This is a genomic window from Ciceribacter sp. L1K23, assembly GCF_018122705.1.
Classification (GTDB): domain Bacteria; phylum Pseudomonadota; class Alphaproteobacteria; order Rhizobiales; family Rhizobiaceae; genus Allorhizobium.
Genome location: NZ_JAGRRC010000002.1, coordinates 662,700 through 685,427 on the forward strand (window position 1 = coordinate 662,700; position 22,728 = coordinate 685,427).

18 protein-coding genes are annotated in these 22,728 nt (G+C 60.4%); 4 read left to right on the plus strand and 14 right to left on the minus strand.

Going from position 1 to position 22,728, the window contains the following annotated elements:
- Positions 1–13: 13 nt before the first annotated feature.
- From J5J10_RS22045 to J5J10_RS22090, 10 genes are all read right to left on the minus strand, one after another.
- On the minus strand, positions 14–2,158 hold the full coding sequence (locus J5J10_RS22045) for an MFS transporter (RefSeq protein WP_211931766.1): 2,145 nt from the start codon (positions 2,156–2,158) through the stop codon (positions 14–16).
- A gap of 10 nt (positions 2,159–2,168) precedes the next feature.
- Positions 2,169–2,957: a hypothetical protein gene (locus J5J10_RS22050; protein WP_211931767.1), complete on the minus strand. Its 789-nt coding sequence runs from the start codon at positions 2,955–2,957 to the stop codon at positions 2,169–2,171.
- 92 nt (positions 2,958–3,049) lie between these two features.
- Positions 3,050–3,412, minus strand: coding sequence for a hypothetical protein (locus tag J5J10_RS22055; RefSeq protein WP_208553666.1), 363 nt, complete (start codon positions 3,410–3,412; stop codon positions 3,050–3,052).
- A 1-nt stretch (position 3,413) separates the two neighbouring features.
- Positions 3,414–5,276, minus strand: coding sequence for a tetratricopeptide repeat protein (locus J5J10_RS22060; RefSeq protein WP_211931768.1), 1,863 nt, complete (start codon positions 5,274–5,276; stop codon positions 3,414–3,416).
- Positions 5,277–5,286: 10 nt separating this feature from the next.
- Complete coding sequence (locus tag J5J10_RS22065) at positions 5,287–5,940, minus strand: DUF3540 domain-containing protein (protein ID WP_211931769.1); 654 nt, start codon at positions 5,938–5,940, stop codon at positions 5,287–5,289.
- A gap of 35 nt (positions 5,941–5,975) precedes the next feature.
- Complete coding sequence (locus J5J10_RS22070; RefSeq protein ID WP_211931770.1) at positions 5,976–6,998, minus strand: hypothetical protein; 1,023 nt, start codon at positions 6,996–6,998, stop codon at positions 5,976–5,978.
- A gap of 42 nt (positions 6,999–7,040) precedes the next feature.
- Complete coding sequence (gene tssI, locus J5J10_RS22075; protein WP_211931771.1) at positions 7,041–8,558, minus strand: type VI secretion system tip protein TssI/VgrG; 1,518 nt, start codon at positions 8,556–8,558, stop codon at positions 7,041–7,043.
- A gap of 48 nt (positions 8,559–8,606) precedes the next feature.
- Entirely contained in the window at positions 8,607–9,011 is a 405-nt protein-coding gene (locus tag J5J10_RS22080) for a PAAR-like domain-containing protein (protein WP_208553661.1), read from the minus strand.
- Position 9,012: 1 nt separating this feature from the next.
- Entirely contained in the window at positions 9,013–10,125 is a 1,113-nt protein-coding gene (locus tag J5J10_RS22085; protein ID WP_211931772.1) for a pentapeptide repeat-containing protein, read from the minus strand.
- Positions 10,118–13,318: a DUF2169 domain-containing protein gene (locus tag J5J10_RS22090; protein ID WP_211931773.1), complete on the minus strand. Its 3,201-nt coding sequence runs from the start codon at positions 13,316–13,318 to the stop codon at positions 10,118–10,120. The genes J5J10_RS22085 and J5J10_RS22090 overlap by 8 nt, the downstream gene beginning before the upstream one ends.
- A 431-nt stretch (positions 13,319–13,749) precedes the next feature.
- Here J5J10_RS22090 and J5J10_RS22095 point away from each other — a divergent pair, with 431 nt between their 5' ends.
- The 4 genes from J5J10_RS22095 to J5J10_RS22110 all read left to right on the plus strand — a co-directional run bounded on the left by J5J10_RS22095 (position 13,750) and on the right by J5J10_RS22110 (position 20,575).
- Entirely contained in the window at positions 13,750–14,262 is a 513-nt protein-coding gene (locus J5J10_RS22095; protein WP_208553658.1) for an Hcp family type VI secretion system effector, read from the plus strand.
- 308 nt (positions 14,263–14,570) lie between these two features.
- Positions 14,571–17,255, plus strand: coding sequence for a type VI secretion system ATPase TssH (gene tssH, locus J5J10_RS22100; RefSeq protein ID WP_349252103.1), 2,685 nt, complete (start codon positions 14,571–14,573; stop codon positions 17,253–17,255).
- Between the two features lie 112 nt (positions 17,256–17,367).
- Positions 17,368–19,023, plus strand: a complete 1,656-nt coding sequence (locus tag J5J10_RS22105) for a sigma 54-interacting transcriptional regulator (RefSeq protein ID WP_211931774.1) — start codon at positions 17,368–17,370, stop codon at positions 19,021–19,023.
- A gap of 97 nt (positions 19,024–19,120) precedes the next feature.
- Entirely contained in the window at positions 19,121–20,575 is a 1,455-nt protein-coding gene (locus J5J10_RS22110; protein ID WP_211931775.1) for a serine/threonine-protein kinase, read from the plus strand.
- Here the strand turns inward: J5J10_RS22110 and J5J10_RS22115 are convergent.
- Genes J5J10_RS22115 through J5J10_RS22130 form a run of 4 tightly spaced genes read right to left on the minus strand, consistent with a single transcriptional unit; the run spans position 20,572 to position 22,709 of the window.
- Positions 20,572–21,348: a MinD/ParA family protein gene (locus J5J10_RS22115; protein WP_208553655.1), complete on the minus strand. Its 777-nt coding sequence runs from the start codon at positions 21,346–21,348 to the stop codon at positions 20,572–20,574. The two genes, J5J10_RS22110 and J5J10_RS22115, sit on opposite strands and share 4 nt — an antisense overlap.
- A 56-nt stretch (positions 21,349–21,404) precedes the next feature.
- Positions 21,405–21,848, minus strand: coding sequence for a hypothetical protein (locus tag J5J10_RS22120; protein WP_208553654.1), 444 nt, complete (start codon positions 21,846–21,848; stop codon positions 21,405–21,407).
- Between the two features lie 57 nt (positions 21,849–21,905).
- Positions 21,906–22,343, minus strand: a complete 438-nt coding sequence (locus J5J10_RS22125; protein ID WP_208553653.1) for an ATP-binding protein — start codon at positions 22,341–22,343, stop codon at positions 21,906–21,908.
- A gap of 9 nt (positions 22,344–22,352) precedes the next feature.
- The gene (locus J5J10_RS22130) at positions 22,353–22,709 is read right to left on the minus strand and encodes an STAS domain-containing protein (protein ID WP_208553652.1); all 357 of its coding nucleotides are present in this window, start codon (positions 22,707–22,709) and stop codon (positions 22,353–22,355) included.
- Positions 22,710–22,728: the final 19 nt, after the last annotated feature.

A 22,728-nucleotide genomic window follows, 5' to 3' on the forward strand; every position in this document is an offset into this window, starting at 1 on the left:
ACCGTCAGCGGCCTCATCCCGAGACCGCGGGCTTGGCGCCACTGGCGCCTTCCCTCGCGATGATGATGTAGAATAAGGCGGACGCAGCAACGATGCCTATACCGACGATCTGAATCGCCATCTGGAACCCGAACTGGACCACCAGAAATGCGGCGAACAGCGGACCGAGCACGCTTCCGATGCGTTCCGTGGTGCGCAAGACGCCGAGCACGGTGGTACGGCCAATCCGAGCTGCCTCTTCGTCCGCGATTTCCAGCGCATAGGCGATCTGCGGGCTCTTCGTCACCGAATGGCCGAGCCCCATTATAACCACCATGAGCACGACGCCCCAGATGTTTTGCCAATCCGCAAAGACAATGAGACCAATCGCCGATATGACGCCGCCGAAAGCCAGCATGAACCCGGTCCGGCCAAGCCAGTCGACAATACGTCCGCTCGCCGATCCGAGTAGAATAATTGTCAGTGAATAGAGCAGCATGACCCGGCCGATTTCCGCCTCGTTGGAGCCGAGATTGGCCAGATAAAGCGGAACCATATAGAATAAAAATCCGGTCAGCAGAATCTTCGATGGGATCGCCGCCAGAAGGATCATCGCCGTGTAACGGGTATTCTGCATGAGCGCCGCAATGCCCCGTATAAGGCTCATTTTCGGCGTCTTATCAGCCGCTAGCTCGGAAATTAGCATCGAGCGAGCCAGCAGACCGGCAGCGAGCGAAAGGCCGACGGAAATCCAGAAAACCGTGCGGTATCCGACACGGTCAGCGAGAACGCCGCCTATTGCCGTGCCGCACATCGTCGCGCTCATCAACACCCCGACGAACATGGCCATGGCCCGTCCGCGGTTCTCGCTAGTTGCAATCGCGGCGATATACCCCTGGCACGAAATGATGATAATGGCGTAACCAAACGCGGTCACGCCGCGACCGATGACCAGAGCAAGCGTATCGGGCGCCATGGCGCAGATCATGTAGCCGACGATCGCCGGGGCCAAGCCGATCATGAACATAAGGCGTGCGCCATAGTCGTCCGCCCAACGCGACGCGAAAGGCGTAACGATGGCAATAGTGCCCATGTAGACCGATATCGGCAATCCGACCAGAACCTCCTGCGAAATCAGGGAATTCGAGCCGGCCAGACTTGTAGCGTAGAGCGGAAGCCAGGATTTCTGCAACTCATCCGCAAAGCTGAACAGGAAGAGCGGTACGCGCACATCCACGAAACTGCCGATAAACAGACGCTTGGGACCAGCAGAACTGAGGCTGAAGCGGGAGGAGACGGTCTGGAGCTGATTGTGGACAGAAGGAGCGGCATTCGAGAGCGACGCCACCAGGGTGACGAACCGCCGGTGCAGCGAGATTACCACGTCGGACACACGCCTGGTTATCTGGCCGATTTCGTCGTTGTTCTTCGGATCGATATAGGTGTCGAACTTGCCATGCGCGCCGTTGACTACCAGGAAGATCAGTCGCCGGATCGGCGTGACGATGTGAAACAGGATGAATGCGGTCATGATCTCGAACGCGACAAGCAGCGAGACAATTAGAATGACCACCATATCAAACAGGATGTCACGGAACTGACCGTTGATGAAATCAGGGGCGATCTCGACGCTAAGAACTGCATAAATCTGATCGCCCCTCATAATCGGTTGCTCGAGCACGGGCGCGTTGCTTGAGAAAATGCCGAGAAGTCTTTCAGCGCCGGAAAGAAGCATCAGGCTCAATCGGTCGTTTTCCGGAACTGTGCTGTCCTGGTTAGACTCGACGCTCTCGGGAAGTGCCGCCCGCGCCGTCTTCGCAGCCGCTGGCGTATCCTTGCCCCGTCCGACGCTCGCCAGGACGTTTCCCTCGGGGTCCTTGAGTTGTAACGACTGTATCTGGGAGTTGTTCTCGATTGTCAGGACAAAGAAGTCATCCACGCCAGCGAGATCTGCGGCCGGAATGCCAAGATCGGCGGCCATGTCGAGCGTATTGGTCACCGACTGGGCGATCTGCGTACTCGCCGCATGAATGTCCGGCTCGAGATCCTTCTGGAAAGCCTGGATCGTCATCACGAAGAGGGCGCAACTCGCAACGACGACAAGCAGCGCTACGGCAAGGCCGACATGGCGCGTGATACGCTGGGCGGCGCTATCGACCAGTCGTTCGCTGCTCGTCATGCTATCAGTGTCATTGACCATTCTTGCGGCTTTCGGCGTTGGCAAGCATCTCAATTGCATCGAGTGTCTGGGTGGCTTCCTTACGCTGCTGCTCAAGGTCGCCGAAGATGCGCCCGAACCAATGAAGCGTCGGAGCCAGCGGCCCGCTGGCATTGGCCACCCGCGTTTCGTCGCGCTCCTCGACAACCGAGCGCATTGCCTGGATCGACCGACCGAGCGGCCTCAGGCTGACGAAAACCACCATGGCGGCCAGCAGAGCAATCGGCACCAGTGTAATGAAGGAATAGGAGATGATACGCCGCAACATTGCGTTGTCGCGTTCGGTGATGACCGCATCCGGCTGCAGTGCCACGATCGCACCCTCGGACTCGCCGAAAGAATTCACGATGGTGCTGCCTACAATCAGATAGCCGCCATCGCGGAAGCTCCAGCTCTTGTCCCGGGCAGCGATATGCGTCAGCAGGGGCGCTGACGCAACGGGCAGCCCACCGACCTGCCCCGGCATCGACACTAGCTCGCCACGAGCATCGACAACGACGACCCGCGCATCGTCGTCGATCAGTTGCGATGCCACGGAAAGCGGCCCGCTGGGCTGCTGTGCCAGAGCTCTCAGGCTCACGCCAAGCGAGCCGGCCTTCTCGACGGAGGCACGCGCATCCTCGATCACCACGGCAAGGCGCTTTGACATGGTTTCAGTCAGGATGGTTTCGTATTTCACAATGCTCATCAGCCCGAGCAGCGCCAGCGCCGCGACGATCACAAGCATACTGTAAACGTAGACGCGCAAGCCGATGCGCATTCGCAATATCCTTACCTAAAATCGTGCCGCCGAGGTGTACCACCTGCAATTGACACTTCCGTGACTGCCGTCAACCGTCCGGCAAGCGATCCTTACCGCCTTAAATCGCCCCTCTCGAAGCTCGACACCTTGACGTCGAGTGATAGGAAACAGCTGGTTTCTGTGTCGACCACCGCCTCACCGTCGACCCTGTATCCGAGCCGGGTGTCCGCCGCCTGCCCCGAGATTGTAAACACCAGCGCCTGGCGTCCGCTGAAGTCGCGTTTGCGGTCTGGTAGCATCGATAATTCTATCGCCAGTTTTCGTCCGTCGGCAATGATCGTCGTTACCTGTCCGAGGCTTCCCCCGCTCGGCGTGGCCTCGCGATAGACGAGGCCGGCGCGATCGCGAAGGTAATCGAGCAAAGCAGCCTTCAGCGCATCCGGTTCACTTGCAAGCGGTCTCCAGCCCCCCATATCAGGCAACCTCCTCATCGACCGTCTCGGTGTCGACCGGAATTCCGACGCCCGGGCTTGCAAGATCATCCAGACAGCGGCGAATGTCGGCGATCACTTCGTCGCGGCTGACAGCCCAGGGACCGACGCATCGCGTCTGCGCCACCTCGATCGAAGGGTACCAGACGGAGCGATCATCTTTTGCAAACCAGTACCAGACCGCGTTCGGTTGCGTCAACGCTAGGCCACGCACACCCATCGCACCGGCGAGATGGAGCGGCACGCAATCCGGGGCGAGGACGAAATCACATTCGGCAATCGCGGCCGCCACATCGGCCATCCCCGCCATATGCGCGCCTGCGTCGATGACATGCGGGAAAGCGCTCAACTGATGCCGGCCCTCGTCCCAGACGACTGAGATGAACGTGCCTGAAAATTCCCCCAGGATGGGACGGAGATCGTCGAGCAACAGTCCGGGCCGCCCGGCATTCCACGCCAAGGCGACAAGCGGTCGCGGAAATTCGGCCAGCGCCGCCCGCCAGATGGCGCGCTGCTGCTCCGGCGGCTCCAAGTACGGGACGGTCGCGCCCAACATCTCGGGGGAGATATCCGCCAAGCCGATCAGCGCCGGTAGCGAGATGCCGGGCGGGGCCGGCGTACCCGCAGCGACCGGCCGAAAGGACATTCCGGGCACGAGCGCGGCGATATCCGAAAAAAGCTCCGAACCGGTCCATTCCACCGGGCGTCCGACTTTTGCCAGATGCGCAAGCCGCAGGAGTGGTACAATGTCGATGGAACTGGTCGTGGGCGGGATGGAGACGGCGATAGGCAAATTGGCGACATCACTGGCGAGCGATTCGACAAAGGCATCGAGGTTGGCAAGCGTCGCGGCGGCGGCCTTGAAATCGCCCAGAGCCAGAGACGATTCCCGACGCAGACCGTCGACAAGAAGCGCCTCCACAGGCGACACACGATCGGCAAGCGGAGCGAGCAGCTTGAGGCAGACAGTATGCGCGCCCGACAGGCGATAGCAGTCTGCCAGACAGATCAATGCGTCGATCCGGTTCGGATGCGCGCGCGCCACTTCGCTAAAACGCTTCAGCGCCGCCTCACCTTCGCCCCGGAGGATCTCGACCCGGACATGGGCCCGCCACGCCACCAGCAGGTCGGGGCGGATCGCGATCGCCCGCGCGGCAAGGCGCCTCGCCTCCGAAAGCTCTCCGCAACTTGCATGGCATTCGACGAGATCGATCAACACGGCAATATCCGCCGGCGCTAGGAGCAGCGCGCGCTCGTAACGGTGTAGCGCGCCGCGATGATCACCGAGCGCCAGCAACTGGCTTGCCAGCAGCGCATGGCACGATGCGTCTTCCGGTGCCAGGGCCGTGGCGCGTTCGGCAAGCGACAAAGCGTCCTCGACCATGCCTCCAGCAAAATAGAGACGCGAAAGCGCCGAGATGAGTTCGGTATTCTGGGGTTCCTGCCGCAGCGCCTCGACCAGAATGCGTTCGGACGCGGCCGGGTCACCGAGAGCAGCGGCCCGCTCAGAGCGAAGTCGGGCGGTCGACACACCGTTCGGATCAAGGAGGACGATCTGGTCGATCGCAGCCACGGCGCGCTCGGGCTCGCCGCTCCGTTCCGCACATCGAGCGAGAAGCGCAAGCGCATCTACATCGTCCGGCGCCAGCGCCACGGCAGCTGAAATTGCCTCCAAGGCCTCGGCGCTGCGACCCTGGTCCGCGAATATCCCGGCGATCGCCTTCAGGGCATGACGGTGTCGCGGATTGACGTCGAGTACGAGCTGATAGAGCATCAGCGCGCTGTCAAACCGGCCCTCGCTTCGATGGGCGGCGGCGGCGGCCAGTCTCTCCTCGATCGATATCATCGCCGTCGCCTCAGCCAACGCTGACGCGCTCGCCGTCCAGCCGGACGTCGCGCTTGGCGGTGATGAGAGCGATCTCGCTGTTCTGGGTGACGACGCTCGAGATCGTCTGCACCAATGAACCGGCCTCGAGCACGTCGACCTCCCGTACCGCGGTCGTCCGCGATTGCGCGGTGGTGGTGACGGTCCGGGCGCCGACGATCTTGTCGACAACCGTCTCCGTGATGCGGCGGAAATTGCTGGTGAGGCTCTCTCCGGCCTGAAGCAAGGCGCGCGCCATCAGCTCGACGCGCGGCGCGGCAAGACTAATTGTCGCGGCCTTGACGTCGAGACGGCCGGCGACTTGCAGCACCGCATCCGTCGCACCCGGTACGCCGAGTTCCGCCACGCGCTCGGATTGCCGTTCAAGCACGGCGAGGATAAAGGCGTCGCGATCCCCAACATGAACGAGCACGCGATCGCCCATCGCCGGTGCAAGCAGGCAGCTCGCCGCCTGACGGGCGACCAGACTATCACCCGCGTCGGTTTCGAGGATTGCCTCGCTGGTCGTCACAAAAGCCCGAACGATGGCCCGCAGCATCGCATTTTCGACCGCTGGCACCGCGGCTTCGCCAATCCGTTCCTCGATCGCCCTCTCGACGATCAACAGTCGTTCGTTTTTTGACATGCCGGCATTCCTTCCTCACGCGGGTCGAACACGCCTCAAATGTAGCTGGTCAGGCCGTTCGTATAACTTGCCAATCCCTCAAGGCCGGACTTGATCCCACCCTTGACGGAGTCGATACCGTTAGAGATGGCAGTTATCGCGCCGGTCTTTGCCTCGATGGCATTGAGTGCGGATCTGACATTCTCCATTTTCACACCAATTGCATCACAGGTTAAAGACCCGCTCTTGAGCTCGGTCTTCCACTGAACGATGTCCATTTTGTAGAGGCCGATATCTGACTTTGCCAGATATATAACGACATCGACTGTCTTGATACTCAGCGCGACGGAAAGAGTATATGAGAACGCACCACCTAGAAACACGCTCGTCGTTCCACCGAAATATATACTATCAGATATACCGTTGGTAAACTTAGTGTCATTGCCGTATTTGATTGAATATGTATTGGCGTCCGTGTATGTGTATTTATCGTCTACTATATATTCGTAATCTTTTCCGTCAATATTCTTGGTCGCCTTGTTCGCCTTGATTGTCACCAACGCCTCTTTGACACCGTCGGTCGCCGTACCGCCAAGAGCCTCGATGAGGATCTGCGATGCATTTTTAGAGCGTATGGTTATGGTGGACTGCGACTCCACTTTGATCGCCTTGTCCGCCGTGATGTCGAGCGTCGATTGCGTGTCTATATTCATGCCCGATTTCGATTGGAGAAAGAACTTCTCGCCGGCGCGAAGCAACATTCGGCCGTCGCACGACAGCAGAATTCCCCCGCGATAGCCGCCGGAGGATGGACCACTGGCATTGGCGAGCGCATTCGCCCCCTCAGAGTCCATGTGGTGTTCAGGATAAAAAGCGCTGAGATCCGTCGCGGCAGCCTCGACACTTGAGTAACCGCCCAATCGAAGGATCGCGCCCGGCGCCCTCGAATCGTCGGCGGAGGAAGTCCGCGAGCGCCCGGCATTGTAGGGCACGAAAAGATGAGCCGATCCATCCTGAATGGAGGATTTTTGCCCGGTGACAGGTTTCCCCCCGCTTCCCTGACTCTGTGTGATAGGCATGCGTTGTTCCTTTCGTCCTGTCGATCCCGGTGCCCGCCGAGCTTAAAGCCCGCCATCATTGAATTCGAACACGATACCCGAGGCGGTGCGCGTGCGATGCGCGACGGCGGCATTTCGCTCCGACACCGGATTGCTTTTTTCCCCGTTGGACATCGCGCCCGCGATCACCGGACGGTCAGGATCGCCGTTGATGAACGCGAGCAAAACCTCGGTGCCGACGAGAAGAGTTGAATGGGAGCCATAGCCATCGCCGCCGCCATAAGGTTCCGCCTTGCGAACCGTGTGACTTGCCTTGCCACCGGACAAGCCGCTTTCCTCGTCTAGTATGCGCACATGATAGCGCCCCTGGTCGTCGAGTTCGGCGCGATCGGCCCCCTCCGAACCGTCTATGACCGCATGCAACAGCCCGTGCACGATAGGTTTCGGTGTCTTTAGCGAGGGGCGGAACGGCGCGTCCATCGGGAGGCAGACGAACTCGTTGGAATAAGGCTCGGCCACTTTATCAGGCGAGGAGAAGCCGCTAGGTGTCGGCTCGGCGATACGGTGCACGACCTCTGTTACTGCGTAATGGCGCTCAAAGGCGCTGTCTGGATGGTCGACGAGTTTGAAGAACATGCCCGGACGCATCAGCGGGATATTGCTCTTACCGATGAAACGCAGGCGCTCGGCCTCCAGCATCTCCGCACGGACCTTCGCAAGCGACTGGCCGTCCTGTGGGGTCGCGTAGTGCTCGCCGTAGCGGACCTCGATCCCCTGCCCTTCGAACGAGGTACTGGCGGTGACTTTCAGGTCGACGCTCGGCGTGTCGTCATTGTAGTCGCGCAGCTGCACATGGCCGGGTTTCACCGTCCAGGCGGAATTGAAGGACCGCACCGCGAAACCACCTGATCCGATCAGTTGCTCGCCACTTCGGAAGGGCAATTCTTCGGTCAGGTCCTTGCCGGCCATCCGGTTGAAGTGGACGTTGCGGTCGCAGATCAGCAGCTCTTCCTGCTCGCCTTTGTGATCGAAGGCATAAAAGATGCCGAACTTTTCACAAAGCCGCGAGAAGAAGGCGAAATCGCTCTCGAGATATTGCAGGACAAAGGGAAGCTTCGGATATGCGCCACTCGCAAGCATCCGGTGCGGGATGCGACGCGCCGCGCGATTGCCGCCAGTCACGGAACCCGACTTGACCGCATCGCTGAGCTCGGCGTCGATGATGTCGAGCACGGTCATGTCGCGGTCGGTACCGTAAACCTGGTTTTGGCCGCTGAGCCGCATCAGCGACATAGCCGGCCCGATGACGATACGATAGACGAATTCCCGGTTTCGGGTCGGGTCGAGACTGCCCGCGAATAGGATGATCCCTTTAACCTCAAACGTTTCGTCGAGAACCTTGATCGTCAGCTTGGCCGCCTTGCCGAGCATCGACTCAAGGTCGAGAACTTTGGGCGATATGACATCGACCTCGAACTCGTAGAGTTCGCTCAGGGCTTCCCGCCCGCGCACCTGATCGGCGTGCACGGCGTCCTCGTCCAGATTGGGTAGCGATATCCTGATTTCCTGAGCATTCTGCATGGCGTTCACCTCGGCGAGGCCTCCGGTCGGAAACGGTTTGTTCGGCGGTCAGCCGCTCGGATTGAGTAGACGGATTTGCGACGGAACGATCGTCGTCCCGAAGGAGTTTGGCGATATGCCGTTCTGGATCGTCGGATCCATCAGCGCCCGGGTGGCCGGCATCGCCTGCACGAAGAGCTTCACGGAGCCCTTCAGGTTAGCGCTTTTGGAGCACACCATGCCGGATAGCACGCCCGGCCCAGGTCCGGCGATCGAGACCGGAGCCATGTTCATAAGGTTATGGCCCGGCATGCACGTCAGGTAGAAGCGCAGGCAAATCGGGATGTCGGTTGGACGCATGCCCATGGAGAACAGCGGCACCGGTATCGGGCCGACGGGTGTTGGCTGCAGGTAGACGTCGGGAACCGAGAAATCCATGCCCGGTATTGGCCCCTGCGAATTGACGAACGGCATCTCAACTCCCCCCTGGCATGGTCTCGCCATCAAGCGTGACCCGCTTCGTCGAATAAAGCTCCGCGATCGCCCTCTCCTGATCCGTTCCGATGGTAGAACCGGATGCGCCGAAGAAAAGCGTTCCTTCCGTCTTCGCCGCATGAAGCTTCGTATTGGCAAAGCTTGCACTCGACAGATTGGCGCCGCGCAGGTCGCTGTGTGACAATTCCGACTGCGTCAGGTCGCAGCGTTCGAACTGCGCATTGCTACATTCGGCCTCGCTGAGGACTGCCGAGGAAAGTACGCAGTCGTTCAAAACTGCGCCGGATAGATTGGCGCGGTGGAAATTCGCCAGCGCCAAATGGCTGCCGGTCAGGTCCACCCTCTCCATCCGGCTTACCGTGAAGCAGGTCATGGGCGCGTGGACGGCCTTGAGCGAGGCTTCCGAAAAATCGCATTCGTTGAAAACACTGCCGCCGAGGCGGGCGTTGTCCATGCGTGTGCCGTGAAACTTCCCCTGATGGAAAGTGCAATGCTGCCAAGACTGTCCGGAGAGGTCCATACCCGCCATGTCTGCTTCGGCAAACAACCCGACATCGATGTGGGCGCCACTCAGATCCGCCTTGCGCAATTCCGATTTCGTCATGAAAATTGTGTTGAGCACACTTCCTGCGAAGGAAACGCCGGCGATCGGGCACTCGAGAAAAGAGCAGCGCTCCAGCGTCGCCTCGCTGATGTCCGCCGACGACAAATCCGTTGCGACAAAGGACGTGCGATCAAGAGAGGCACCCCGCAGCGTTGCCATGCTCGTCTTACCGGCGACGAAGCGGGTTTCAGTCAACCTGCAGTCTTCGAAATCCGCTCTGTCGAGCTCGCAATCGATGAAGGAGGTGCCGCCAAGGGCAGCGCCCTGGAAGATGCATCCGACCATTCGACACTTGACGAAACTGGCCTCCGACAGATCGGCGCCGCGAAAATCGGCGCTCGAAAAATCGCACTGGACGAAATGTGCCTTGGCGAGTGGCGCGGAGGCCAGATCGATGCCGCGCGCCTCCTTCAGCATCACCGGCTGCTCATGGGCGTGGTATTCGAGGATTTCCGCCCGGTCGGCGGGCTTGGTCTCGATGTCAGGCATTGGCCACCCGCCCCATCCTTGTGCCGCCAAGATTGGCGCCCGTAAGATCGCAACTCGCCAATTCGGCGCGGTCTAGCGCGGCATAGTAAAGATTGGCACCTCTGAGCGAGGCGCGTGTCATGTCGCAATAGCTAAGTGACGCACCATAGAGGTTGGCCGCGAAGAGATCGGCCCCAATAAGCACGGACTTGTCGAGCCGGGAGTTCTTCAGTGTAACGAGACGCATGTCGGCGGATGACAGGTTGCATGCATTGAAGAGACAACTGTCCATGTCGGCGCGCAACAGACAGGCGCGCGCAAGGTCGGCGGTGTTCCAGGAGGTGTCACGGGCGATTATTGCCTCGAAGCTGCTGTCGGAAAGCGATGTCGCGCCGAAAAAGCCCGTGCTCTTGAAACGCGCGCCTCTGAAAACCGCCTTGGACGCGTCGATCTCCGTCAGCCCGACGCGATCGAAACTGGCATTGGCGAAACTCGCTCCCACGAGCGGAATCTGCACCAGGGTGGCGCGGTCGAGAATGCCGTCATCGACGGTCAGACGCGCCGCCGTCCCCTTTAGCAATTGCACCTCGGAGAGCGTCGAACCGGAGAAATCCGCTCCATCGAGGCTGCATTCGATGAAGACGACCCGCGCCATCCGCCCCTGGCGCCACGACATGCCATCGAACTTGACCCGGATGAACTTTCCGTCTTCGAATACGCAGCGGTCGAAGCGGGCGCCGGCCAGAACGGCGCCGCCGAAGTTAGCCTTCCCAAGTCGTGCCGAGGTGAAATCGGCCCCCGTCAGATCGGCCTCCGCAAACACGGCTCCATCAAGGTCGCAGTCAGAGAAATTGGCGTTCCTCAAATCACAGCGCTCGAACAGTGTCCCGCTCAAGTCGCGTCCGCTGAGATCGATGCCGTTCAGGTCGGCGCCTGCAAGGTCGGCTCCGCGAAAATCGTCACCTTCCGCAATCCGCTGCCGCAAGGTCGCTCCGAAACGCTCTGCGACGCCGGGCAGAAAGAGTTCCATTGGGAAGATCGCCACCGGGGATTCCTGCCGCGCATCGCGCATCGCGGCGTCGAGCGACGTCTCCGCGTCGTCCAGCCGGTTCTCGACTTGTTGTTTAGCCTCGCGGAGATGCTCGCCAATGGTCAGCGCGGGCTTATCTCCCTCGACCGGCATCGCGGCCGTCAACTCCGCCATAATGTCCCGCGAGGATCCGCCGGCCTTGATCGACTTCAGATTGGGAAGGATCCTTTCCAGAACCGGCACCATCGCGGTTTCGGCCGCGGTAATCGGTGCGGTGTCAACCGGGAAGTCATCGTCCACGGGCAATGAAAAGCCGGATGCGGGTGAACCTGGGACTGGCTTGTGCGGCATCTGTGCGATCGCTGCCATACGCTCGCCAATCCGACGAACCACCGGCTCGTCGTCATCGAACAAGTCGGCATCGGGCTCGAAATCGAAGGAAATGTTCGCTGCCGTCGCGCGAGCATCCGCGAACAAACTGCCCTCGGGTAGACCAAGCGCGCGCGCCAGGGCCTTTTCATACTGCGCGTCGGCCTCCGCCTCGTTGAACCCGGACGCCTCGTCGAGGGTAGCAAACATGTCATCGAGCGTGGCGTTAAGACTATCGATGGCGTCCTCGGGGAATTCCGACAGGTCCGCGTTCGCGAAAGCGGCCGCGTCTGGCCAGGAGATGTCGACATCGTATTGCTCGGCGAGCTCGTCGGCGAGTTCGGGGTAGTGTGAAAGCTCCTCGTCATTTACAACGGGCTTTTCGAGTGCTGACCTTGTTTTGCCCGCGGGCGCCTTCGCCACCATGGAGCGGCGGACAAGTTCGGCCCGCGCCATTTCCTTGCGGCCCATTTCCATCAACGCGTCCGACAGCCTCTCGACGTCATCGAGCACTTCGGCAAGATCCAGATCGCCCTTCGCGATATCCTCGCTGGTCGGCATCGCGACCAGCGGCAGTTCGGTGAACCTGGTCCTGTCCGATGGGGGAACGAGATCCGGCGACATGCCTTGTTCGGACATCAGCTTGCGGGCCATCCACTCCTGATTGTCCATGAACCGTTCCCGGTCGGCTTTCGCCTTCTCCAGCCGCTGGGCGCGGCGTAAGCCGACGACCGCCTCGTCTCGTTTCGGCATCAACTGAAAGTCCGAAAGCGCATGTTTGTGAGCCTGGGCCGGATCCGTGCGAAGCCCAAATATCTCTCCGAAATAGGCAGAAGGCCGGGCCTGGTCCTCGATATGCTCGACCGCCAGCATAATCGATCCGATATCCTCGGCGAACGCGTCTACGCACTTAACCACGCCGCGGAAGGCCAGCGCCATCTTGGTGATGTTCGGAAACAGGGTAACCGTATCGCACACCAGCCGGAACTCGGTCAGACTGCCGTCGACAGGACGGTGGGCGAAGCCCCGGACCGTTACTGCCGGCAGCTGACCGCCGGCAATGCCGCCGCGGGTCATTCCCGAGATGGAGAAGGTCTCGTTGCCGGAAAAATAGCCCGAAATGCGCTGCTCTTCCGGGGCGTCGCAGTGAAATAGCGGATTGAAGTCGGCTGGACGCAGCGGCGCAATCGTTTTCAACCAAGCCTCGTCATAGGTGCCGACATAGCGCATGCGCGACGCGGCATCCGGAGCGAGCGGTCCTAGATGGGCGGGATTGGGCGCGTCGTCAGGCGAGCGCACGGGCCGTGCCGCGTCCTCGACATTGGGAAGCGGCGCGTCGAGCCCGGCATCGAGGAGCGCCCGCGCGCCGTGTCCCTTGCCGCGGGGATTGGCAGCGAACCGCGGCCCGCCAAAGGCATTGCCCTCAACGATCGGCATTTTGTGAAACGGAACCGCTGGGATCAGCTCGATTCCCCGCTCGGTCTGCCGCCAGTAACGGTCGCCAAACACGGAGAGGCGCTTTTCCAGTCCACCCAGTCTTGCGATGACCGTGATACCGCGCACCGCTTCCTCGCCTGGCGCCATCGCCGCACCCGCCACGATCCATTCGCCGCGTGGCTTCAGATAGCCCTTGTCGAAGATGCCGCCATTCATCTGCTCGACCGTCATTGGCCAGAGCGCCTGCTCGCTAAGGAAATCACGCGGACGTTCGAAGTCGGACAGCAGAAAGGCCGAGACTGTCAGCAGGCCACCGTGTGGCGCCGGCTCGGCGCGCACTGCCGCCGCAAGGCGTGATGGCTTGATGATCGCAGGCATTCTTCAAACATCCTCCAGAGGCCCATGAACTTCTGGTTGCCAGAAGCGCCGTCAATGGCTTGAAAGAATTCCACCGGTTCGCGACGCGGTCAATTCGCAAAAATTCGCGCACTACGGCAGCGGCTTTTATCAGAAAACAGGAATTCTCCTTTATTTTCAATTGGCCTCCTTCTCCACTCCGGTCGCGTCTCCATCCTCTTCGATGGTTTTCAGCCCCAGGAAACGGTGAAAATCTGCGCGGTTGCCATCAGAACTGAGAAGAAAACTGCGCAGTCCCGATTGACACAGAAGCTTACCAAAAATCATTTAATATATTGATTTAGAAAGAAAAAATTCGTCACAACCAGAACTGGCACAGCCATTGCAAACTCATTGTTATCGGCTGCGGCTGATAGCAGTTTCACAGTCCCAAGCACCTTTTGGAGAGCACAATGGCAACCATCGCATACGTCAAGATCACCGGCAAAACCCAGGGTGAGATCACTAAGGAAGCATCGAGCGACAAGTCGATCGGCAACATGTGGCAGGAAGGCCATGCCGATCAGTCTATGGTCTTCTTCTTCGAAAGCAACGCCATCGTTCCGCGCGACCCGAATTCCGGCACCGCAATCGGCTCGCGCCGTCACGAGCCTTCGACCTTCATCAAGCCGCTCGACAAGGCCTCGCCGCTCCTGTGGCAGGCTCTGGCGACCGGCGAAAACCTGGAGATCGAAATGCAGTTCTTCCGCACGGCGATCGACGGCAAGCAGCAGCACTATTACACCATAAAGTGGACCGATGCCGTCCTCGTCGGTGGCAAGATCATCCTGCCCGACACCAATGACGACGCAAATGCCAATCGCGTTCACCAAGAACAGTGGTCCTTTGCCTATCGCCAATGCGATTGGACCCATGAGGTCGCCGGCACGTCAGCCACAGACGACTGGCGCAAGCCCGCCGTCTGACCGGCAGTCACATCCGAGGGTGGCGCTTCTGGCCACCCTCCCGTCCACAGGCTTTATCTGGGATTGAAAAATTCTTGTCACACGACCGCCTTACCGATAGCCTGAACCAAGGATGTCGGGACTGGGTGCCCGCCGATCAGGCGTGCCGCCATTGGCGGCTTCATGGGGGAATAACAGACGAAGTGACGGCTTCCTCGCCGCATGTCAAAAGCCCGCGCATCGCAGAAAAGCGTTGTGAGGCCTAAACCGCAGGACGGATTGGAAAATACTTTTTTGGCCGCCCGCGGCCCCGAAACCGGATTTAAGCAGTGATAGATATCGATCTCCGCCGTCTCATCAACCGCCTTAATACCTATTCGCGTCGCGCCCTTGAGTCGGCCGCCGGTCTTGCCGTGTCCCGTGGTCATTATGAAGTGTCGATCGAGCACGTGCTCCTGGTGTTCCTGGAGGATAGCCAGCACGACGTCCAGGCGGCATGTCGTCATTTCGAGATCGATATTGCCGGCTTCAAGCGCCGTCTGCAAACAGTCATTGAGACCTTTCGCACCGGCAACCAGGGACGGCCGGTCTTTTCGCCCCTGCTGGTTGAATGGCTGACCGAGGCATGGCTGATTGGCTCTATCGAGTTCTCGCTCGACCAATGCCGTTCCGGCGCCCTGTTCGCAGCGATTTTCGCGCGACCGAACCGCTTCGGCGACGACCGTTGGCTGACCGGTTTAGACTCAATCACATATGCGCGGCTCAAATCGGAATTCAATGCAGCCACCGCCGGCTCGCAGGAAACCACCACGGGCGCAATGACTAGCGGCGATCAATCGCAGACGGCGGCAGTCCCGGGCATCGGCGGAGACTCGGCGCTGGCAAGGTTCTGCACCAATTTCACCGAGCAGGCGCGAAGCGGACGGATCGACGCCGTCTTCACGCGCGACCGCGAAATCCAGCAGATGATCGACATTCTCGGCCGGCGCCGCAAGAACAATCCAATCTGCGTCGGCGAGCCGGGTGTCGGGAAGACCGCCGTCGTCGAGGGCCTGGCACTGAAGATCGCCGAGGGTGACGTACCGGACTTTCTGAAGGACGTCGAACTGATTGGCATGGACCTCGGCATGCTGCAGGCTGGTGCTGGCGTGAAGGGCGAGTTCGAGAACCGCCTGAAGGGGATTATCGACGAGGTAAAGGCCTCGCCGAAGCCGATTGTACTGTTCATCGACGAGGCACACATGCTGATCGGCGCCGGTGGCGCGGCGGGCGGCGCCGATGCCGCGAACCTGCTGAAGCCGGCGCTGGCGCGCGGCGAACTGCGCACCGTCGCCGCCACGACCTGGAGCGAGTACAAGAAATATTTCGAGAAAGATCCGGCCCTCGCCCGACGCTTCCAACTCGTCAAGCTCGACGAGCCCTCGCCGGACCAAGCCATCACCATCCTGCGCGGCCTGAGAAAATCCTACGAGAAGGCCCATGGCGTCTATATTCGTGATAGCGCCGTCGAGGCCGCAGCCAAGATGTCGGCGCGCTACATCTCCGGTCGTCAATTGCCGGACAAGGCTGTCGACGTGCTCGATACGGCCTGTGCCCGCGTCAAGCTGTCCCTGTCCTCCACGCCGCCGTCTATCGAACTCAAACAGAAACGGGTCGGCGAGCAAAGCCGGGCTTTCGAGGCGCTGACGCGCGACCGTCATTCCAGCCAGGACGGAGACGAGGCGCGCATCGAGGCGATCGAGCGGGACATTGATCGGCTCAAGGCGGAAATCGCCACGCTGGTGGAGAAACGCGACAATGAGCTTGCCCTGGTCCACAAGATCCTGGAGATCCGTGGCAGGCTCGGACTGTCGCTCGAAGTTGACAGCGCCGAGACAGAGGGGGCGGACGAAGCCGCAGCCGACTCGAGCGTCGACCTCGATCAGGAAAAGTTGCGCGCAGAATTTCGTGACGCTGTCGACGCGCTCAAGAAGATACAGAAGGGCAATCCTCTTGTCGCCTTCGAGGTGACCGAAGAGGTTGTCGGCCAGGTGATCGCAGAATGGACTGGTATCCCGCTCGGCAACATGGTGAAGGATGAGGCCCAGTCGATCCTGACCCTGTCGGAAAACCTGAAGGGTCGTGTCATCGGCCAGGACCAGGCGGTCGAGGCCATCGACCATGGCGTACGCGTTTCCAAGGCGGGTCTGCAAAACCCCGATGCGCCGATGGGCGTCTTCCTGTTCGTCGGCCCCTCCGGCGTCGGTAAGACCGAGCTTGCCACCGCCATTGCCGACCAGTTGTTCGGCGGCGAGCGTTTCCTGATATCGATCAACATGTCGGAATTTCAGGAAAAGCACACCGTCTCCAAGCTCGTCGGCTCCCCCCCAGGATATGTCGGCTATGGTGAGGGCGGCGTTCTGACCGAGGCGGTGCGCCAGCGACCGTACTCCGTCGTCTTGCTCGACGAGGTGGAGAAGGCCGATCTTGAAGTGATGAACGTCTTCTACCAGGTGTTCGACAAAGGTGTCCTGTCGGACGGCGAAGGTCGGCAGATCGACTTCAAGAACACGATCGTGGTGCTGACCTCCAATCTCGCGACCGACGTGCTGACCCAACTTGGGACACGCGAAGCGCGACCGACAGTCGAGGAACTTGTCGACGCCATACGTCCGACGCTCAGCGCCCATTTCAAGCCGGCGCTCCTCGCTCGCATGCAGATCATCCCGTTCTATCCGCTGGTGGGCGCTCCGCTCGAAAAGATAGTCCGTCTGAAGCTCAACAAAGTGGGCAAGCGGCTACGTGAAAGCCAGAAGATGGAATTGTCATATGACGATGCCGTGGTCAGCGCCATCGCGGCGCGGTGCACGGAGGTGGAAACCGGTGCGCGCAACATCGACCACATCGTGAACCGGACCATCCTGCCGGACATGGCGACGGAACTGCTCAGCAACATGGGTGACGAAAGCAAATCCTTCAGCGGAGTATCCATCAATGTCGGGGAGCAGGGCCAGTTCGTCTATAGCCTGTCATGATGGTCAGGTCAGGCACGCCATCCGGGGGGCGCCGCTCAGGGCACCGGCCTGCTCGGCGGACCGGGACAACTCTGACCGGCAGGCAAAGCGGCGTGATCGTGAAAGCTGGGCGATGAGCAACGAGACGATCTACGAGGATCTGCTGGAACTGACGATAACGCTCGCCAAGGAGCGGCGGGTGGAGGCACTTCTCGTGCATGTTCTCGACGCCGCGCTCCGTTTATCTCGGGCCGAAGGCGCCGCGATCTTTACCCTGGACCGCCTCGCCCGTCACCTGCACCGCGTCTGCTTCAATTATCGCGGCATCACCACCGCCAATCAGTCCGAAGCCCGCATCTCGATTTACGATAAGTCATTGGCGCCGAACCTGCGCGATCCTGCCACTTTCGCCGTTTCGACTTCCACGCTGGTCGCCGTGGCCGATATAGACAATGCGCCGGGCTTCGATTTCGACGTCATTCGCGACTCCGACAAGGCGATAAACTTTCGCACGCGTTCGCTCACAATCCTCCCATTGACGGTGGGCGGTGAGGAAACGATTGGAATTCTGCAATTGGTTAACCTGCCGGACAGGGCTGGCGGTTCCTCCGGAACGCTACCGAAGCACGTGGTGCGACCGATGCAGGGACTGGCTTCCCACGCCGCAGCCGCCATCCGCAACGCTCGGCTGTTCGAGGAAAACCAGAGGCTCATCCGACAACTCGGCCGGATGAATGACGAATTGCAGCAGGAAAACACTCGTTTGATGAGCAAGGCCGCGGCCTTCAAGTCGAAGAAGCCAAAGGGCCTGATTGGCAACAGCGCGCCAATGGAGAAAGTGTTCGACCTGATCGAGCGTGCCGCCGGATCTTCGGTGCCAATCCTACTGCGGGGTGAGACGGGCACCGGCAAGGAGATGATGGCAAACTACATACATCTCTCCAGCGAGCGCAGCCGCAGCGCCTTCGTCGCGCAGAACTGCGCGGCATTGCCGGAGAGCCTGCTGGAAAGCGAGCTTTTCGGCCACGTGAAGGGTGCATTCACCGGCGCCCTCGCCAACAAGCCTGGCCTCGTCCACGAGGCGCACGGCGGCACCCTCTTCCTGGACGAGGTGGGCGACATGCCCCCCGGTCTCCAGGCCAAGGTGCTGCGCCTACTGCAGGAGGGCGAGATTCGCCGGGTCGGGTCCACGAAGACCGAAATCGTCGATGTCAGGATAGTGGCGGCCACGAACGTCAATCTTGAGGAAAAGATCGAACGCGGCGAGTTTCGCAAGGATCTCTACTATCGGCTTAACGTGTTTCCGATCGTCGTGCCCCCTTTGCGGGAGCGACCCTCCGACATTCCGCGTCTGATAGACCATTTTCTAACCGAGGCGGTCGGTGGAGACGGCGAGCGGCCGGAGCTCACAGCGGATGCGCTCGACACCCTGTTGCGCTGGGCTTATCCCGGTAATGTCCGCGAACTCAAGAACATCCTTGAACGCGCCGCCCTGCTTGCCAACCGGGGTCAGGCGATCGACCGTGAACACCTGCCAGCGGAAATCTCTGGATTCCGCGAGGAGACCCTACACGGCGCGCATCCAAACCACATTCCCCATGGCGATCTGAAGTCGATTGTGGGACAATACGAAGCAATGGTCATCGAGGCGAGACTGCGCGAGGCAAACTGGAATCAGAGCCACGCGGCACGGAATCTGAACGTCAGTCGGCGCACGATGGTCGAGAAGCTCAACCGGTATTCCATCCGCCGTCCCGGCGCGACGGACACTGCAACGTCGAAAGACTAGACCACTGAGACTGTTCGGAAGCAAGGCGAGCGGACGTCAGGACAATCTTGGGACCGATCGGCCCGAGGAGGCTCTTAATGCATTTCTTGGCGGGCGGATGAGCTATGAGATCCTGGTCTCAAGATTGAAGGCTGTGGCCGCCGACAACGCACCAGCCGTCGTGCGAGCCGTGTCCGACGTCGCCGAAACGGGCCGTCTGCCGGCTGATATTGCCGCTATCTTGCTCGGCCAGTTGCCTCTGCTGGCAGACGACAAGATGACGCCGCCGCCAGGCGACAACCAAGGTCAATCGAGGGAAATGCATCTGTTCGAGGAAGCGACCATTCCGCACGCGTTCGTGCCGGCATGGCCCTCGGCAGACGGACGGATTACGGCAACCGCTGTGAACCAGACATTCGCCACCGAGGTTCCATCCCGCGCGCCCACGCCTGCCGTCGGCGTCCTGCCTCCCGTCCAGCCTATGCATGCGGCCGAAGCTCTGCCGGGATTTGACGAATTGCGCACCCGCGTCGATGATGTCGTGCTCTCAGGGCTAATAGGCGACTACAAGGCGTTGCGCGGATCGTCGAATCCACCCGCTGACGACGCCAACGGCCGCCGCCCAGACCAGCTCAACAATCTGCTCGGAACGTATCGCAGTGCCCGCTTCCGTTCCACGGCACGCCGAGTGGTACGCGAGGGCGCCGGCGATGGTACACCTCTCAACAAGCTGGCGGACTATTCGAGCCACCGCGCCGGAGTGGGTTCTATCCTGCGCGACCGTTTCATCCTGGACACGGAAATCGGCCGAGGCGGGATGGGCGTCGTCTACTGCGCCGTCGACCGCCGCAGGCTGGAGGCAGGGAGCCAGCAACCCTATGTCGCGCTTAAGCTTCTGAACGATGCCTTCCGCGCAAACTCCAACGCCTTGCGAACGCTGGAGGCTGAGGCGCGCAAGGCGCAGAGTCTTGCCCATCCGAACATTGCAACGGTCTTCGATTTCGATCGGGACAAGACCGAGGTGTTTATCGTCATGGAACTCCTGACCGGCCAACCGCTGAACCGGCTGCTGTCGGAGAGGACAGGCCAGGCGATGGAAGCATCCCTTGTCGCCGCCGTCCTGAGGGGCATCTGCGGCGGACTTGCCCATGCCCATGCCAACGGCGTCGTGCACTCCGACCTGAAACCGGGCAACATCTTCGTGGGCGATGACAGGCTGGTTAAGCTCCTCGATTTCGGTCTCGCCACGGCCGGAAACGGAGCGGGATTTGATGCTGTGCAGCTCGGCGCGCTGACGGCCGCGTATGCAAGCCCCGAAATGTTCGAGGGCGCCGAGCGCGACCCGCGCGACGACATTTTCGCCCTCGGTTGCATCGCCTATCAGATGCTCGTCGGTTTCCATCCCTTTTCGATGCAAGCCTCGAACGAGGCGCGCGACCGGGGACTTGCGCCGGAGCAAATTCCCGACCTCGACCCGATGGCATGGGATGCGCTCAGGAAGGCACTGAGTTTTGACCGCAGCGAGCGTCCGGAGTCTGTCGATGCGTTTGCCGCTGCGCTGTTCGAAACCTAGTCCTCGATCGCGTCGATCAGGGTCTCTATGCCGCTCGAAAAAGGATGATCCGGATACATGGCCCGCACCAGCCCTGTGCTGCCGACGCGGATCAGGTCGGTCGACAGCGGTAGAACCGCCGCAACCGGCGTGCGATAACTAGCGAATACCCGCTGCGCCAACTCCCGGAAATCGAAACTGTCCAACGCCTTGTTGACGACCAGAAGCAATTGGGGAACCTCGAGTTTGCGCGCCAGTTCCAACGTCACGGCAGTCCCCTGATAGTCTTGGATGTCAGGTCTCAGAAGCAACATCAGCGTGTCCGATATCGCAATTGATAGAAGGGTCTCCTCGTTTACACCCGGATGGGTGTCAATCAGTAGATAGTCGAGGTTCAACTCCTGGCAGAGATCGTGGAAACCGTTGTTGAGATCCTCGACGTCATACTTCTCCTTCAGGATGCGGGCTATCTCGCCCGTCTTAATGCTCGACGGCACGAGGAAGACCTTGCCCTCATCGGGCACCAACGGTTTGCCCGACTCATCGACGACGCCCGAGGTCACATCGAGCGCGGCCTCGCGAACGCCGCACTTTCCCCAGAGATAATCGTTCAGGGTAAAATGGACAGCGTGGGGATCGACCCGAAACAGGGTATGGATGCCAGGTGACTGGATGTCGGTGTCCACGACCCCGACCCTGTGACCACGCAGCGCAAGTCCTGCCGCCAGATTGGCCGTGAGGTTCGATTTTCCGGTACCGCCGCGGTAGGAATGTGTGGAAATGATTTTGGTCATTCAAGCCTTGCCGTGATTGGAAAGTGAACAGAGAACGCGGCGACCGCGTTGGAAAATCAGTCCTTGAGCTTGAAGCGCTGCCGGAGCGACTTGGCGCGCTGCTGCAGGTCGACGAAATACTCGCTCTCGGCGATTTCCCGGATTTCCTGTGCGGCCTGCTCCTGATCGAACTGCACCTCAAGCTTTTTCAGGCGCTGTTTCAAGTCTTTGTTTTCCTTACGCAGCGCCTGTTCAGCTGCCTCGAGCTGTCGCTGCGTCTCGCGCAATTGCTCGATCAGCTGGTTTGCGTGAAATTCGCGTGCCTCGATCTGAACCACCATGCTTGCAAAGGTTTCGGCCAGTTCACGAATGTCTCCCGGCAACATCTCGTCGGCGAGGATGGCAAACAGTTGCTCCATGTCGTCGAACTGTCCTCCGGCGATCGCCTCGCATGTCAACACCAGGCTGCCCATCGCCCGCCGCCGGTCCGCCTCACCATCTTCTCTTTCACGCTTTTCCATCTTGGCTCCCCCAAGCTCCAGACCCTGCCCGAACCGTACAGGCTGCAGCGTCCCCTCTCATGCCACCGTCCCGACGCCGGGCAGGATTACTTCGGTAATGTTCGAGTTTCCCTGCCGCCGGTGCAGGATCTGGCGCGCCAATTCATGGACCAGAAAAAGCCCGAGGCCACCGATCTGGATATCTTCAAGGCTTTCCTCGCCGCTCGGAACGCGCGGCGGCTGCGACGCATCGAAAGGCCGTGCCTGGTCGCAGATGGTCAGGTGAACGTCGCCATTCTGGCGCAGACCGACCGAAATCGCGATCGTGTCCGGTTCCGCCTCCTCATAGCCGTAATGCACCGTGTTGACAAAGAGTTCTTCGACCACGAGCAACAGGGTATGCCGGACGTCGTCGTCAAGACCGCTGTTCTGCACGAAATCTTCCAGTGCATCCTGGACCGTCGTGAGCTGGTCCAGGCCGTTGGTCACCTCGATCGTGCAAGAGGGGCCCGCCATGGAATTGTCCTAGCTAGAGCCGCCCGGAGGGCTTGCCAGTGCGAGAGCCTCCGCCTCGGCGGCAACGACCGGAATGATGCGGAGAAAACCAGACACGCGCAGGACCTCGTGCACCTGCGGATTGAGGCCGAAAAGCACGTATTTGCGGCCCGTCGGCGCCAGAAGCTTTGCTGCAACCAACATCGAACGCAAACCGAAACTGCTGACATAGTCGACGTGAGCCATATCGACCAACAACGCGCCGTCACCGGTATCGATGTGATTCTTCAGATGGGCTTCGAACGTCTTTGCGGTCAACGTGTCGATCTTTCCTCTGGGACGGACGACGACCACACCATCGTCGACACTGTCAGAAATCTCGATCATCTTTGGAAATAGCCTTTCG